Source organism: Nocardia sp. CA-135953 (assembly GCF_050955735.1).
Classification (GTDB): Bacteria; Actinomycetota; Actinomycetes; order Mycobacteriales; family Mycobacteriaceae; genus Nocardia.
The window spans coordinates 5,304,605-5,318,972 of record NZ_CP192082.1 but is presented as its reverse complement, the minus strand read 5'-3'; the positions used below and the strand labels follow the sequence as shown (position 1 = coordinate 5,318,972).

General features: G+C 63.7%; 14 protein-coding genes. 8 read left to right on the top strand and 6 right to left on the bottom strand.

Translation table 11 applies throughout. From position 1 onward, the window contains the following. Positions 1–164: 164 nt before the first annotated feature. On the bottom strand, positions 165–659 hold the full coding sequence (locus ACQPXH_RS24445; protein WP_433598829.1) for a DUF3830 family protein: 495 nt from the start codon (positions 657–659) through the stop codon (positions 165–167). A 16-nt stretch (positions 660–675) separates the two neighbouring features. Further along, positions 676–1,923, bottom strand: a complete 1,248-nt coding sequence (locus ACQPXH_RS24440) for an aspartate aminotransferase family protein (protein ID WP_433598828.1) — start codon at positions 1,921–1,923, stop codon at positions 676–678. 123 nt (positions 1,924–2,046) lie between these two features. On the opposite strand from ACQPXH_RS24440, the gene ACQPXH_RS24435 reads away from it, so the two are divergent. The 7 genes from ACQPXH_RS24435 (at position 2,047) to ACQPXH_RS24405 (ending at position 8,556) form a co-directional block, all read left to right on the top strand. Further along, positions 2,047–3,519, top strand: coding sequence for an NAD-dependent succinate-semialdehyde dehydrogenase (locus tag ACQPXH_RS24435; RefSeq protein ID WP_433598827.1), 1,473 nt, complete (start codon positions 2,047–2,049; stop codon positions 3,517–3,519). Positions 3,520–3,542: 23 nt separating this feature from the next. Further along, positions 3,543–4,640 (top strand): tartrate dehydrogenase, encoded by a 1,098-nt coding sequence (locus ACQPXH_RS24430; RefSeq protein WP_433603570.1) that lies wholly within the window; start codon positions 3,543–3,545, stop codon positions 4,638–4,640. 98 nt (positions 4,641–4,738) lie between these two features. Further along, on the top strand, positions 4,739–5,626 hold the full coding sequence (ehuB, locus tag ACQPXH_RS24425; protein WP_433598826.1) for an ectoine/hydroxyectoine ABC transporter substrate-binding protein EhuB: 888 nt from the start codon (positions 4,739–4,741) through the stop codon (positions 5,624–5,626). Positions 5,627–5,630: 4 nt separating this feature from the next. Beyond that, the gene (locus tag ACQPXH_RS24420) at positions 5,631–6,356 is read left to right on the top strand and encodes an amino acid ABC transporter permease (RefSeq protein ID WP_433598825.1); all 726 of its coding nucleotides are present in this window, start codon (positions 5,631–5,633) and stop codon (positions 6,354–6,356) included. Beyond that, positions 6,356–7,024, top strand: coding sequence for an ectoine/hydroxyectoine ABC transporter permease subunit EhuD (ehuD, locus tag ACQPXH_RS24415; protein WP_433598824.1), 669 nt, complete (start codon positions 6,356–6,358; stop codon positions 7,022–7,024). The genes ACQPXH_RS24420 and ehuD overlap by 1 nt, the downstream gene beginning before the upstream one ends. A gap of 4 nt (positions 7,025–7,028) precedes the next feature. Then, on the top strand, positions 7,029–7,793 hold the full coding sequence (ehuA, locus tag ACQPXH_RS24410) for an ectoine/hydroxyectoine ABC transporter ATP-binding protein EhuA (protein ID WP_433603568.1): 765 nt from the start codon (positions 7,029–7,031) through the stop codon (positions 7,791–7,793). Between the two features lie 25 nt (positions 7,794–7,818). Then, positions 7,819–8,556, top strand: coding sequence for a glutamine amidotransferase (locus ACQPXH_RS24405; RefSeq protein WP_433598823.1), 738 nt, complete (start codon positions 7,819–7,821; stop codon positions 8,554–8,556). Positions 8,557–8,620: 64 nt separating this feature from the next. Here the strand turns inward: ACQPXH_RS24405 and ACQPXH_RS24400 are convergent, their stop codons facing one another. Both ACQPXH_RS24400 and ACQPXH_RS24395 read right to left on the bottom strand, forming a co-directional pair. Further along, a complete protein-coding gene (locus ACQPXH_RS24400) occupies positions 8,621–9,112 on the bottom strand; it encodes a YybH family protein (RefSeq protein ID WP_433598822.1) in 492 nt (163 codons plus the stop codon). Then, positions 9,078–9,707, bottom strand: a complete 630-nt coding sequence (locus tag ACQPXH_RS24395; RefSeq protein WP_433598821.1) for an NADPH-dependent FMN reductase — start codon at positions 9,705–9,707, stop codon at positions 9,078–9,080. The genes ACQPXH_RS24400 and ACQPXH_RS24395 overlap by 35 nt, the downstream gene beginning before the upstream one ends. A gap of 138 nt (positions 9,708–9,845) precedes the next feature. On the opposite strand from ACQPXH_RS24395, the gene sigJ reads away from it, so the two are divergent. Further along, positions 9,846–10,736, top strand: coding sequence for an RNA polymerase sigma factor SigJ (gene sigJ / locus ACQPXH_RS24390; protein WP_433598820.1), 891 nt, complete (start codon positions 9,846–9,848; stop codon positions 10,734–10,736). A gap of 300 nt (positions 10,737–11,036) precedes the next feature. On the opposite strand, the gene ACQPXH_RS24385 is transcribed toward sigJ, so the two are convergent. Both ACQPXH_RS24385 and ACQPXH_RS24380 read right to left on the bottom strand, forming a co-directional pair. Beyond that, a complete protein-coding gene (locus tag ACQPXH_RS24385) occupies positions 11,037–11,591 on the bottom strand; it encodes a GNAT family N-acetyltransferase (RefSeq protein WP_433598819.1) in 555 nt (184 codons plus the stop codon). Further along, on the bottom strand, positions 11,588–12,865 hold the full coding sequence (locus tag ACQPXH_RS24380) for a hypothetical protein (RefSeq protein WP_433598818.1): 1,278 nt from the start codon (positions 12,863–12,865) through the stop codon (positions 11,588–11,590). Before ACQPXH_RS24380 ends, ACQPXH_RS24385 begins: the two co-directional genes overlap by 4 nt. Between the last annotated feature and the right edge of the window lie 1,503 nt (positions 12,866–14,368).

Genomic DNA, 14,368 nt, shown 5'->3' with positions numbered 1-14,368 from the left:
ACCACCTTCATATTCGGGGTTACGCGCTTTCTCGTTGCACCCCAACCACTTCCGGTGTGTCGCCAGGTCAGGATGCCAGCCGATCGGCTAACCGGAAAGGCATCAGTGTCCAGTCGTACCGGCTGCCCCTCAGCGCACCGGCCACCAGATGCGCAGCCAGATTCTCAGACGCGGGCGAATGCCAAGGTTTCGCCTTGGACGCCGTGTAGCCAGAGCGTGTTGCAGGCCGTCGCGATATCGGTGAGGCTGTCTTCGATGGTGGCGAAGACGTTTCCGGGTACCCAGCCCATGTCCCCGTTGATCAGTAAGTTGTTGCGGCCGTAGAACAAAGCGAGGTCGGTGGCGCCCTGCTCGTGGTGTGCTGTCGTGCCGGGCTGGTAGCCGTAGGCCGGGTTGCCGATCTCCCATGCTTCGAAATCGAACAGGCACACGTCGCCGGGAATGGGGGTGACGGTCGGGTTCTCCCGGTGCGGTGCCGCAACGATCCTGGGCAGCAGGGTGTACACCTCGTTGCGGGCGTATTTGGCGTGGAAGGCGTCGCCTTCTTGTGGCAGCGCGTCCCATACGGCCGCGCAGGTCCGCGGTGCCTCCGCGTCGAGCAGTCGGGCTCGGCAGGTGATGCCCGCCTTGGTCAGTGTGATCGAGATGTAGCGGGGCATCGGTTCTGGCTCCTGGTCATGCGGGGAGTTCGGCGAGGACGGTGGACCAGATCGCGAGCGCATCGTCGATCTGGGTATCGGTCACGATCAGCGGTGGGATCATCCGCACCACGTTCATATACGCACCGCAGGTGAGCAGCAGTAGTCCCTTCTCGACCGCGAGCCGCTGGGCCGTGACGGCGGTCGCGGTATCGGGTTCGCCTGTGGTGGTGGTGAATTCGGTGCCACAGAGCAGTCCGAGACCGCGCACGTCGCCGATCGCCTTGGTGGCGCTCTCGCGTAGTCCGGTCAGCAGTTGCGTGCCGCGCGCGGCGGCGTTGTCCACCAGCGCCTCCGATTCGATCACTTCGAGTGTGGCGATCGCCGCCGCGCAGGCCACCGCGTTGCCGCCGTAGGTGCCGCCCTGCGAGCCCGGCCAGGCCTTGGCCATCAGCTCGCGTGGGGCTGCGATTCCGGACAGCGGGAACCCGCTGGCCAGGCCCTTCGCGATGGTGATGACATCGGGCCGGACGTCGAAGTGCTGATGCCCGAAGAACTTCCCGGTCCGGCCGAAGCCGGTCTGGATCTCGTCGAAGATCAGCAGAATGCCGTGCCGGTCCGCGCGTTCGCGCAGCCCACGGAAGAACGTGGCGTTGCCGGGGATGTAGCCGCCCTCGCCGAGCATGGGTTCGACCACGAATGCGGCGGTTTCGGCGGGGGAGGTGACGGTGGCGAAGAGGTAGTCGAGTTCGCGCAGTGCGAAGTCGGTGGCCTCGGCCTCGGTCCAGCCGTAGCGGTGGGCGGTGGGGAATGGTGCCACGTGCACACCGGACATCAGCGGGCTGAATCCTGCGGAGAAGCGGGTGCCCGAGGTCGTCATGGTCGCCGCCGCGACGGTGCGACCGTGGAATCCGCCTTGGAAGACAACGATATTCGGCCGTCCGGTGGCCTGGCGGGCCAGGCGCAGTGCGGCCTCGACCGCCTCGCTGCCGGAGTTGGCGAAGAACAGCGTGTCCAGACCTTCGGGCAGCACCGTGCCGAGTCGCTCGATGAGTTCGAGCAGCGGCCGGTGCATGACGGTGGTGTATTGGCCGTGGATCAGGCTGGCGACCTGGGCCTGGGCCGCGGCGACCACGTGCGGATGGCAGTGGCCGGTGCTGGTTACGCCGATGCCCGCGGTGAAGTCGAGATAGCGGCGGCCGTCGGTGCCGTAGAGGTAGCAGCCCGATCCGTGGTCGACGGTTACCGGGGTGGCCTGCTTGAGAACGGGGGATAACTCGGTCATGGTCCGCCTCCCGGGCGCGTATCCGCTGATTGTCTATTGTCGGATTGTTGACAATATGCATAACATGGGCGCGGGGTTCACAGCAATGGCCGAAGGCCGCGTCGGGAATGAAAAGGAGCTCACATGCTCACCGAAACCGCCCTGACCGCAGCCGAACGCGCCGCGATCGACACGGTTCCGACCGGACTGTTCATCGACGGCGGGTGGCGCGGAACAGCCGCTACGCTCCCGGTCACCGATCCGGCAACCGGCCAGTTGCTCTGTGCGGTGGCCGATGCCGATGCGACCGATGGACTGGACGCCCTGGCCGCGGCCGATCGGGCACAGGCGGAGTGGGCGCGAACGACGCCGAGGCAGCGCAGCGACATCCTCATGGACGCGCACCGGGCACTGCTCGCCGATACCGAACGACTCGCGCTGATCACGACGCTGGAAATGGGTAAGCCACTGGCCGAGGCGCGCGGTGAAATTGCTTATGCGGCAGAGTTTTTCCGGTGGTTCGCCGAAGAAGCGGTCCGTCTGGACGGTGGGTACATGCCTGCACCCGGGGGTGGTTCGCGCTTCCTGGTGACCAGACAGCCGGTCGGTCCGAGCCTGCTCATCACGCCGTGGAACTTCCCGATGGCCATGGGGACCCGCAAGATCGGTCCGGCATTGGCCGCAGGATGCACCTGCATCGTGAAACCCGCTGAGCAGACACCACTTTCGATGCTGGCGCTGGCCGACATCCTGGATCGAGTCGGCGTCCCGGCGGGGGTCGTCAATGTGATCACCACATCCGATCCGGCGGCGGTCATGACGCCGCTGATTCTGGACAGCCGTTCGCGCAAGCTGTCGTTCACCGGTTCGACCGCCGTCGGAAAGTTGCTGCTCGAGCAGTGCGCACGGACCGTGATGCGCACCTCGATGGAGCTCGGCGGGAATGCGCCGTTCATCGTATTCGACGATGCGGACCTGGATGAGGCCGTAGAGGGCGCGCTCGCGGCGAAGATGCGCAATATCGGGCAGGCGTGCACTGCTGCGAACCGAATCTTCGTGCAGCGCGGTGTCGTTGACGAATTCGCGACTCGGCTCGCGGACCGGCTGACGGCGCTGCCGATGGGGCGTGGGACCGAACCGGGAGTCGTCGTCGGCCCGCTGATCGACGCCGATGCGGTGGCCAAGGTGACCAGTCTGGTCGCCGATGCGGTTCGCCGCGGGGCCACCGTGCGTACCGGCGGCGTTGCCTGCGAGGGTCTCGGAAACTTCTATCCCGCAACGGTATTGACCGATGTTCCCGATGACGCCGAGATGTGCCACACCGAGATCTTCGGACCGGTCGCAGCGATCGCCGCATTCGATACCGAAGACGAAGCCGTCGCACGCGCGAATAACACGCCATACGGATTGGTGAGCTATGTTTTCACCGAAAATCTGCGGCGCGGACTGCGGGTGTGTGAGGCACTGGAATCCGGCATGGTCGGCTTGAACCAGGGAGTAGTGTCCAACCCCGCCGCACCGTTCGGCGGCGTGAAAGAATCCGGGCTCGGCCGTGAGGGCGGACTCACCGGCATAGACGAATTCCTGGAGACCAAATACATCGGAGTGCGGATATGAGTACAGCAGCGCGGAGCGCTTCCATGCGGGGTGGCGGTCGGGCGACGTATCGGATAGCTACGATTCCCGGCGACGGCATCGGTGTCGATGTCACAGCCGAGGCGGTAGCGGTACTGGACGCGGTGCTGCACGGTATCGAATGGACCGAATTCGACTGGTCCTGTGAGAATTACCTGCGCACCGGAGCGATGATGCCCGCCGACGCGCCCGGTCAACTGGCCGGATTCGACGCGATCCTGCTCGGTGCGGTCGGCTTTCCCGGTGTACCCGATCATATTTCGCTGTGGGGTTTGCTGATTCCGCTGCGTCGCGCCTTCGCCCAGTACGTGAATCTGCGTCCGGTCCGACTGTTGCCCGGCACCGAATCGGCCTTGCGTGACCGTACCGCCGAAGACCTGGACATCCTGATCGTGCGGGAGAATTCCGAGGGCGAATACTCCGCGATCGGCGGCATGCACCATCCCGGCCGCACCGATGAATTCGTCCGGCAGGAATCGATCTTCACGCGGGTCGGCTGCGAACGGATCATCCGGTACGCCTTCGAACGGGCCCTCGAACGCGACGGCCGCTTGTGCTCGGCCACCAAATCGAATGGGCTGCTGCACTCGATGCCGTACTGGGACAGCATCTTCGAGCGCATTGCCTCGGAATATCCGCAGGTGGAGACCCGGCAGCTGCATGTCGACGCGCTGGCCGCCGAAATCGTGCTGCATCCGGATCGGCTCGATGTGATCGTCGGATCGAATCTCTTCGGCGATATCCTGTCCGACCTGGCCGCCGCGGTGACAGGTGGCCTCGGTCTCGCCCCATCGGGCAATATCAACCCCGAGCGGACGGCACCGTCGATGTTCGAGGCAGTACACGGTAGTGCGCCCGATATCGCCGGCCAGGGCATTGCGAATCCAGTCGCGCAGATTCTTGCCGGAGCAATGCTGTTGGAGCACTTGGGCGAACACGCGGCTGCCGCGGCAGTCGATCACGCGGTCTGCGATGTCCTGCGCGAAGGTCGAATTCGCACACCGGATCTCGGCGGCACCGCGACGACCGGTGAACTCGGCAGTGCCATTGCGCACCGTGCGGCCGAATTGGTCGAGATCGGGCCGGTATTCGCACAACCTTAGATCCGTATCGTCATGTGACCGCAAAGAATTCGGTAGGCCGATCGCAAAGTTCATCCGAGAGCATGGGGCGACTCGCGTGTCTGCGGAAGGACTGGGTCATGAAGTTCGAATTCGGGGGTGCACGCAGGCGATTGCGTCGCGCCATGGCCGCGGCGGTGGCTGCGGCCAGCCTTGTGGTCGTAGCGGGCTGTGGATTGGGCGGCGACGATGCGGCAGCCGTGACATACGAGGATGCGAAATCCTCGGGCAAGATCAAGGTCGGCTTCGCCAACGAGGCGCCGTGGGGCTTCCTCGGTGCGGACGGCCAGCTGACCGGATATGCGCCGACCGTCGCCCGCGCGGTATTGAAACGACTCGGCATAAACGAAATCGAAGGCGTAGTAACCGATTTCGACGGATTGATCGACGGTGTTCGGGCCAAGAACTACGCATTCGTCGCGGCGGGCATGTTCATCAATCCGAAGCGTTGTGCGAGTTCGGCATTCGCCACGCCCGACTATCAAGTCGGCTCGTCATTCCTGGTGCCGGAAGGCAACCCACGCAATATCAACAAGTTCGAGGACATCACTCGGGAGAACGTCCGGATAGCCACGCTGGGTGGCGCGGTCGAGAACGGTTACGCACAATCCTCGGGCGTGCCATCGCAACTCATCGAGCCGATGGCCAAACAGGACGACATCCTGCGCGCGGTACGCAACAAGGACGTCTATGGTGCGGCGATGCTGGACGTCACGGCCGCATGGCTGGTGAAGAACAATCCGGACGCCAATTTGGCGGTCGGCCCGTCCTTCCGCTTCGGCAATAAGCCGGATGTCGGCACCTTCAACTTCCGCATCGGCGACGACAAGTTCCGCGAGGACTTCAACCGCGAGCTGCGCGCACTGCACGAAAGCGGTGAATGGTTGAAGCTGGTGGAGCCGTTCGGCCTGACCAAGGCGAACGAGGCGGATCCGGCGGCCACGGCCGAGCAGTACTGCACGGCTTGACCTCGTGTCGCCGCATTTCTCGACCTACCTCGAGCGGGTTCTCCAGGGTCTTCCTTTCACGCTGTGGGCGGCGGTTGGCGGCATCGCGCTGACCGTCGTGCTGTCCTTCGTCGCCGGAATCGCCATGCTGTCGCCGTATCTGCCGGTGCGGTTCGTCACCCGCATCTATGTGGAGGGGTTCCGGGGCAGCTCGGAGGTGGTGCAGCTGTTCTTCTTCGCGGTGGCGATACCGATTTTTTTCGGAGTATCGCTCGGTGCGACGGCGAAGGGGCTGCTGGTCATCGGCATTATCGTGCTCGGTCTCAATCACGGCGCCTACGGTGCCGAAATAGTCAGGGGTGCGATCGGATCCGTGCCGCAGGCACAGGTCGAAGCCGCGATCGCGCTGAATCTGTCACCGGCGCAACGCATGTGGCGGGTAATCCTGCCGCAGGCCGTGGTGGAGATGCTGCCGTCGTTCAACAACCTATTCATTCAGCTCGTGAAAGCAACTGCGCTGCTGAGCTTTATCGCGGTGCCGGAGGTTTTCAAGAAGGCCGATGAACTGCGTGCGGTACCAGCGTTCTCTCGCGAGCTCGGTGTCATCTACGGGATTCAGCTGGTCGTGTACCTGCTGATCGCGGTGGTGATCACGGTGATCATGCGGGTGCTGGAGTTGTTGGCGGCGCGGCGGGTCGGGCGGCGGCCGAAGCTTTCGAGTATTCGACTCTCGGCACATGTGGGGGTCTGATGGAGAAATGGCGGTGGGACCGCTTCTTCGACGCCTTTCCCTTCATTTGGGACGGGCTGATCGTCACGATCCAGTACACCCTGCTCGGGTCGCTGGTCGCGTATGTGCTCGGTCTGATCTTCGCCGTGATTCGGCGGCTGCGGATTCCGGTGATCGATCAGCTGCTGTGGGCATTCATCGAATTCATCCGCAGCACACCGCTTTTGGTACAGATCTTTTTCTTGTACTGGGTGGTGCGTCCGGATCTGCTCGGTGGGCTGTCCATCGACACCCAACGGCTGGTGGTCGGTGTGACGGCACTTGGCGTGCACTATGCTTGCTACACCTCGGAGGTGTTCCGCGCGGGCATCGAGGCGGTGCCCGCTGCGCAATGGGAGGCGGCTACGGCGCTGAATCTGCCGCGCACGCGCACCTGGGTCGATGTGATTCTGCCGCAGGCGGTGCCGCGGGTGCTGCCCGCGCTCGGCAATTACACGATCGCCATGTTCAAAGAGGTGCCGCTGCTGTCCTCGATCGTCATTCTGGACATGGTGTATCAGGTCAAAACCGAATACGCCGCCGATACCGGCGGCGCGGGACCCGAGGCCTGGTTCGCGGCCGGTCTGACCTTCCTCGCGCTGAGCTATCCGTGCTCGATCCTGGTACGAAAGTTGGAACGACGTGTCTGAACCGATGATCCGGTTCACCGGTGTGGAAAAGCGCTACGGCGCCACGGTGTGCCTGGACGAACTCGATTTCGCCATTGCGCCAGGTGAATTCGTCACTTTGATCGGGCCGTCGGGCTCCGGCAAGACCACCATTCTGCGTCTGCTCATGGGGCTCGAGCGGATAGACGCGGGCACTATCGAGGTGGGCGGGGAATTGCTCAGTCACCAGCGGCGCGGTGACAAACTGGTGCCCGCCGGCCCGGCGCACCTGCGCCGGATGCGCCGCAAGATCGGGATGGTGTTCCAGCAGTTCAATCTGTTCCCGAATATGACCGTGCTGCGCAATGTCACCGAGGGCCCGGTCCGCGGTCTCGGCCAGTCCAAGGACGCCGCCGAGGACCGGGCGCGAAAGTTGCTCGAACTGGTCGGACTCACCGACAAGATCGACGCCCGTCCCGCGCACCTGTCCGGTGGTCAGCAGCAGCGAGTCGCCATTGCCAGGGCGCTGGCCATGGAGCCGGAAGTGCTGCTGCTCGACGAGGTGACCTCGGCGCTCGACCCGGAGTTGGTGACCGGGGTTCTGCATCTGCTGGCCGATATCGCGGCCGATACCGAGATCACCTTCCTTTGTGTCACCCACGAAATGCAGTTCGCCCGAAAGGTTTCCGATCGCGTAATGATGTTCGACGCGGGGCGGGTGCTCGAGGACGGTGACCCGGAACGAATCTTCACCGATCCCCGGCAGGATCGGACTCGCGAATTCTTACAGGCGGTCCTGGATGAAAACTGACCGCCGATCTTCCACAATCTGAAGCATGACCAAGCCGTGTCTAGTTCTGCAGTTGCGGCCGGAGCGACCCGCTGCGGATGACGAATACCGCGCCGTCCTGCGCATGGCCGACCTCGCCGAGGGGGACACGGTCCGGGTGCAGATGGATCAGGAATTCCCGGATATCAATCTCGACGATTACTCGGCGGTCATCGTCGGCGGCGGGCCGAGCAATGTCAGCAGTCCGGACGAGCAGAAATACGGGTACCAGCGGACATTCGAACCCAAGCTGAAGAAGCTGATGACCGAGGTCGTCGGCCGGGATTTCCCCTATCTGGGTGCCTGCTACGGATTGGGCATCCTCGCGGATGTGCTCGGCGGCGAGGTGAGCGTCCAGAAATACGGTGAACCGGTCGGCGCACAGACCATCGATCTGACCGAGCACGGCCGCACGGACCCGCTGCTAGCAGGTATTCCACAGACATTCCGAGCGTTCGTCGGACACAAGGAGGCCTGTCAGGAGGTGCCGCCCGGTGCGGTGCTGCTGGCCGTATCGGCCGATTGCCCGGTCCAGATGATTCGCGTCGGGCAGCACGTGTACGCGACCCAATTCCATCCCGAATTGGACAGCGATGGGCTGGCTTTGCGCATCGAAGTTTATCGGCACGCAGGCTATTTCGAACCGCATGAGGCCGAGGATCTGATCGAGCTCGGTCATCGGGAATCGATCACGGTGCCCAGCGTGATTCTGCGCCGATTCATCGAGCGGTACTGCCGCGGATAGGTCCGATTACCTCGACGTTGACGAAAGCCCCGCGCAGGGGCTTCGTCGATGTCGGGAGCAGGTCCTAGATTTTCGTCACCGGCTCGAGGTCGACTACTCCTTTCCCGCTCGGGATGTCGAGCGGCACCGAGACTTGGTCGTGCGCGATCAGCCACGTGTCGTCGATTTTCCGGAGGCCGTAGGTGACTCTGACCCACATACCGCTCGTCGTCGACCCGTTTCGCAATGTGCCGCTGAGACGAGCGAAGGCGTGCCCGAATGCCACTTCATCGCCCATCGTGAGTGTCAGGTCGCGCACCTCGTAGCTCACGCTTTCGAAGACCGCGAACACCCTCGTCCAATTCTCGAGTTTCGCCACTATGCCGACATGCTGGAGCGGCGGCTCGACATCGAATGACACGACGTCGGCTGTGTACATCTGCTCGAGGGCCTCGAGATCCTTGGCGTGCAGTGCTGCGACTATCTTGTCGATTTGCTGGCGAACCTTGGCCTCATCCACCTCGCGTCGCGTTTCGGTTCGGTCAGCGAGTGGCTGAAAGTCGTTCGGTGTCGTCACGATTGGCTCCTTCGTCGGTGTGCGCGGTATCGGTGCCGGGTTGCCGCAACGGCGCGAGTGCGTTGCTCCATGCGACGAGCTGATCCAACAGCGTCTTCAGGGCTGTGACGTGCCGGTCGCCGGGCGTGAAGGTGGTGAAGTTCTCGAAGTCGTGGTGCAGCGAGATCGTGACCTGGGGGCCCACGCCTGCCATGCTCAGCGTGCTGCAGATCAGCCGCAGCTGGTCCACCGCGTGGACGCCGCCACCCGCACCGTAGGAGACGAATCCGACCGGCTTGCCGGCCCATTCCTGGAATAGGTGGTCGATGGCGTTCTTCAGTACGCCAGGGAGGCCGTGGTTGTACTCCGGGGTCACGATCACGAACCCGTCGAAGGGGGCGATCCGCTCGGCCCACGCGCGGGTGTGTTCATGGACCGACGGGCCGAACATCGGCGGCACCGGCTCGTCGAGATGCGGTAGCGGGTGGTCGCGCAGGTCGATCAGTTCGAACTCGGCATCGCTGTGGCGCGATGCCGAGTCGAGAACCCACTGGGCCACCTGCGGACCATTGCGGTTGGGCCGGGTACTGCCGAGAATGATGGCGATTCTGATCATGTCCGCAACTCCTGCTCTGCTGAAACTGTCACGACCTCCCGACGATGTAGGCGGTCGGAATGTCAGGTCGTCTCACAGTTCGGGTCGCTATTTCGTCGGATTCGGTGAGGGAAGCATCGACCGAAGGAGCCGAACACCATGACCGATCCGCAACTGCGCTCGGTGATCAGTGAACGCCGTCAGCTGATCAATCTCGCCTATCGGCTGCTCGGTTCGCTCGCTGAGGCCGAGGATGTGGTGCAGGAGACGTATGTGCGCTGGTACGCGCTATCCGAGCGGCAGCGTCATGAGGTGGCGGTGCCAGGCGCTTGGTTGACGACGGTCGCCGGCCGGATCTGCCTCGATCTGCTCGGCTCGGCGCGAGCCAGGCGGGAACGGTACGTGGGCGAATGGATTCCGGAGCCGATTCCCGGCCACTCCGAATGGTTCGGTGGTCCGGCCCCCACCGATCCGGCCGACCGGGTCACCCTCGACGAGTCGATCAGTATGGCCTTCCTCGTCGTGCTCGATTCCATGACACCGGCCGAGCGGGTGGCGTTCGTCCTGCACGACGTCTTCCGCTACTCCTTCGCCGAGGTCGCCGACGTTGTCGGCCGCACTCCGGCGGCCTGCCGCCAGCTCGCCTCCTCTGCCCGCCGCCGCATCGACACATCGCGGGGCCCGTCGAGCGCCCAGCGCTCCGAGGTGGTCAGGGACTTCAAACGGGCCTGGGAGACAAGTGATATCGAGGCCCTGATCAATTTGCTCGATCCGACCGCGACCGCGACCGCCGATAGCGGCGGCCTGGCCCCGGCCTTCCGCCAACCGATCATCGGCGGTGAGCAGATCGCGCGCGCCTGGATCGAAATTGCCGCCCGAGGCCCCGAGGTGACGCTGCTCGAGCGCACGGTGAACGGCCAGCCCGGCCTGGTGGCGCAGCTCGCCGACACTATCGTGTCGGTTTACGCCTTCGACATCGCCGACGGGCGGATCACTCGCATCTGGGCGATCCGGAATCCGGAGAAACTGCGGCCCTGGACAGTCGACTGAACGAATGGAATGTCCCAACTGCGAGCCGGGCTACCGATTCCCGAGTTGCCACAGCGCCTGTTCGAATGCCGAGCCGGGCTCGGCGGCGAACAGATCCAGACCGCAGCACGACGGTGCGTCGGGAGTGCGATGAGTTCGCCCGTACCGGGTCAGCTCGCCGACAAGCCGATGGTGCAGCGCGTACGTCCGATTGCGGACCTGTGCGACCGGGATCTAATAAGCGCCACGAAACGGCGATTTGCGCCGATACTGCCGTACATCTCGCGGGAAACCGCCACAGCCCAACCGCCATAGCACGATTCAACGCGTCGTCTTGACCATTTCGTCCATCATCGGCGAATCGGGAAACGGCTGGTCTTGCCCGATCACTCGCCAACCCCAGGACTCGTACGCCGCTTTGGCTGGATTGCCGACTCGGACGAGTAGATAGGCCAACGGCTCCGGGCGTCCGGATAGCAACGCATCGTGGATGATTCGTGCGTATCCGTGTCCCTGATAGTCGGGGTGAACGGCGAACTCTCGGAAGATGTACACCGGCCCAGACGTTTCAAGCGGGAGTTCGGGGTAAACGTGTACGGCCTTGTCCCAGACCACTTGCGGTCTGCCATACGGGGTGCCGAATGCGTAACCGGCCATCCGGCCGCCAACTCGTCCGGCGACAAGCTCGAAACTTGGGATGGGTGCGTACAGTTCTTCCAACCGTTCCCAGAACCTCGCGGGGCTGTACCACGGGTCGGCTTGCTGATCCCGGTGTGAGGCGAGATAGACAGCCTTGAGTTCGTCAGCCAGTGCCATCGTCCCGGCAGCGTCGTGGCGCTCGATACTCAACGGGCTGTTATCGGCGTCGGCCTTCATTGTTCGATCGCCCGCTGCGCACCGAGTGCATCGTTGCACAGGAGTTCATGCAGCTCGCGGGCTGTCGGTATGCGCCGTTGGTCGGGTGGCACGGCGGCAAGCACCTGTTCTCCCAAACCCATGACGAAACGCGTACGGTGCTCGGTCGGGAGTTCATCCAAAGTCGTTGTCGCGTATGCCGTTCCCGCGCTCAGGTCGCCGCTACACACCTGACATAGCGCGCGCTGCAACTCTATCTGCACAGGTCCGCGGCGACTATTCGGCGGGTACAGGGCAAGCGCCGCTGACTGTGCTTTCTCGGCCTTTTCGGTCTCACCGAGATGGGAGTACACGAAGCTTTCCGCGAACCTGACTCGTTCCTCAGGATACGCCCAGCAGTGCCAGCCGTGATCGTTCGCCACTGTGGCTGGCAACTCGGCGAACGTCTCCCGTAACGCAATCAACGACACCTCGGCATCGTCAGCGTTGCCGAGTAGTGCGTGCGACTGCGCGCGAGCAGCGAGCAGACTCGGCCGCCCGATAATTGGGCCGTTGGCAATGAGTTGGTCAGCTTCTGCGATGTTCTCGATGATGACGTGTGGGGACTCGCCGTCGTAGATGGCGCGGATTGCCTTGCGACCCCGGATGTATGCCATCGCGTGCAGGTCTCCTGAAAGGTCAGCCGCCTTGCGCGCGGTACGCCACCAGCGCACGGCCTCACGCCGCCGTCCACAGTCACCGATCGCTTGCGCCATGTACTGACTCAGCAACGCGCCGATTTTGTACAATTCCCGCCGCGCTCCCTCACCCGCTGACATGCTCAGCGCCATCTGGAGGCCCAGCACATCTACCAAGAGCATTTCGTGCAGTTCGGCCGCAGTGTGCGTGACGTATGCGGATCCGTATTCGCGTACCACCTCATGCCAGTCGTCCAGATCAACCGACACCCCATCCGACATCGTGCGGTTGAATCCATGCCGCGCCGATTCCAAGCCGAGCACCGCGCCCACGCCAGCGGCTGACGCGCTGAGTAGGAAGGTCCGGCGGAGCACGTCATCAACCTCTTTTCCTGCGCTCGGCAGGAACATCGACGGGTCCTTCGTATCTGCCCCCATGCTAACCACGCCGCTGCCGCGCTCGGCGGGCCGAAAGCCGAGTTCAGCATCCGTCGCGACGCCCAGGACTGCCCGCAGCCCCGCGCGGAAATCAGCACTCGGCCAGCGGAAGACACCGCGTTCCAGCTTGCCCACGTAATTGCCGGAGAGCTGGATTACCCGGCCGGTCTGGCGATACACCCACGCATTCACCGCGTCCGCGAGTTCTGACCGGTTCAGTGGATGCCCGGTCGTCGCGGAGCGGATCCGAGTCCGCGCGGCGCTCAGTTGGTGATTCGGTTCGGACACGCCCCGCCGTCCCCTCGTTCGGCAATATCCTCGAATCATTCCACCTTGACCGCGCGACCACCGCGAACTTGTGCGCTCTCCCTCGAATCTCCCTCAAACCTCCCCCTTCTCGGCGTTCCCAGACCATCGCGCCAGGGCGGAGTCTGACAGAGCACTCGACGCCGAGCGATACCGGACCCTCGTCCAGGCACCTGGACCCGGCAGCGTCGATGGCGGTGCCGAAAACCTCCAGCGTCGAGTGCACACGAATCGAATTGCGCAAGGAAGCGAACGCGAAAGGGTCACGATGTTGAACCCGGAACAACAACTACCGCGCCGGACACCGCTCGTCGGTCCGCCCGCCCTCGTTGCTGTCGACTTCCCCGCCGACGTGGTCGAGCGTTTCGCAGACGCCCTACGCGAGTGGGCTACGACCGAGCCGAATCGTACCGAGCAACGCGACCAAGAGGCTGTAACCCCATGAACCACATACCTTTCGGCGACACTCCGGTGTCCCGCTGCACTTTTTACCGGCGGGTGTGTGATCTGCCCGCGAACATCGACCCGCCTCAACTCGGCCGAATCGTGATGAAGGTCGAACATGTCGGAGCGTTGACCATGCCCGCACACCTCGGCCAATCCGTGAAAATCCATATGCAGCAACAGGGTTCGGACCTTGGCCCGGTGTCATCTCATCCACGCCGGAACAGGTGGACATTCTTGATACGGCCGGACATCCCCGATGACGTCCGGTTGTTCGCCGAGTTGTACCGCCTCGATGTCTCGGTAGTGCGAACCGGTGGCACCGTCGCGTTGCCGTCGCCGGCCGACCAAGGCGCGCAGTTCCGGCGGTGGATCGAACCGCCCCGCTGCACATTCCGTCCCTCCGGACTTGCGGTGGTCGACACGATACGTGCTTGCTCGAGTCCCTACCGGCCCGTGCGGAGGTGGACGGCTCATGTGTGAGTGTGGCTGCGCGCCCTGGATCAAGTTGTCGATGTGTGGGATTGGGAGCTTCAACGGCAAGACCGGCGAGTTGGAGTCGGTACAGTGTCCGTCCCGGTTCTGCATGACCATGGCGCCGCTGGTCGACGGGAAGATCGGCGATCATTACGGCATCACGGACCTGCTGTCACCGTTGCCGTGTCCATGGATCGGGGTTCGGGTTGTGAATGACGTTGACGCCTTGATGCCCGATGACTCCACACCGGTTCCGCCGATGCAGGAGAAACAGCCATGAACACAAATACATTTGCTCCCAAGGCAATTGGTGTTCTATCGCTTGATGTCAGTGGCCCGCACCGGTTGCGGGACGAACGAGTGATCGCCGAGTTGGCGCAGCGACGCGGCTACGCCCTGGCTGGGTTGGTCACCGTCGGTGATGACACGTCCATGCCGACAGCTCTCATTGTGGGG

What these genes read in the sequence shown, in the direction of transcription:
- ACQPXH_RS24445 (WP_433598829.1), bottom strand. Translation starts at nt 659, where the DNA reads ATGCCCCGCTACATCTCGATCACACTGACCAAGGCGGGCATCACCTGC.
- ACQPXH_RS24440 (WP_433598828.1), bottom strand. Translation starts at nt 1,923, where the DNA reads ATGACCGAGTTATCCCCCGTTCTCAAGCAGGCCACCCCGGTAACCGTC.
- ACQPXH_RS24435 (WP_433598827.1), top strand. Translation starts at nt 2,047, where the DNA reads ATGCTCACCGAAACCGCCCTGACCGCAGCCGAACGCGCCGCGATCGAC.
- ACQPXH_RS24430 (WP_433603570.1), top strand. Translation starts at nt 3,543, where the DNA reads ATGCGGGGTGGCGGTCGGGCGACGTATCGGATAGCTACGATTCCCGGC.
- ehuB (WP_433598826.1), top strand. Translation starts at nt 4,739, where the DNA reads ATGAAGTTCGAATTCGGGGGTGCACGCAGGCGATTGCGTCGCGCCATG.
- ehuD (WP_433598824.1), top strand. Translation starts at nt 6,356, where the DNA reads ATGGAGAAATGGCGGTGGGACCGCTTCTTCGACGCCTTTCCCTTCATT.
- ehuA (WP_433603568.1), top strand. Translation starts at nt 7,029, where the DNA reads ATGATCCGGTTCACCGGTGTGGAAAAGCGCTACGGCGCCACGGTGTGC.
- ACQPXH_RS24405 (WP_433598823.1), top strand. Translation starts at nt 7,819, where the DNA reads ATGACCAAGCCGTGTCTAGTTCTGCAGTTGCGGCCGGAGCGACCCGCT.
- ACQPXH_RS24395 (WP_433598821.1), bottom strand. Translation starts at nt 9,707, where the DNA reads ATGATCAGAATCGCCATCATTCTCGGCAGTACCCGGCCCAACCGCAAT.
- sigJ (WP_433598820.1), top strand. Translation starts at nt 9,846, where the DNA reads ATGACCGATCCGCAACTGCGCTCGGTGATCAGTGAACGCCGTCAGCTG.
- ACQPXH_RS24385 (WP_433598819.1), bottom strand. Translation starts at nt 11,591, where the DNA reads ATGAAGGCCGACGCCGATAACAGCCCGTTGAGTATCGAGCGCCACGAC.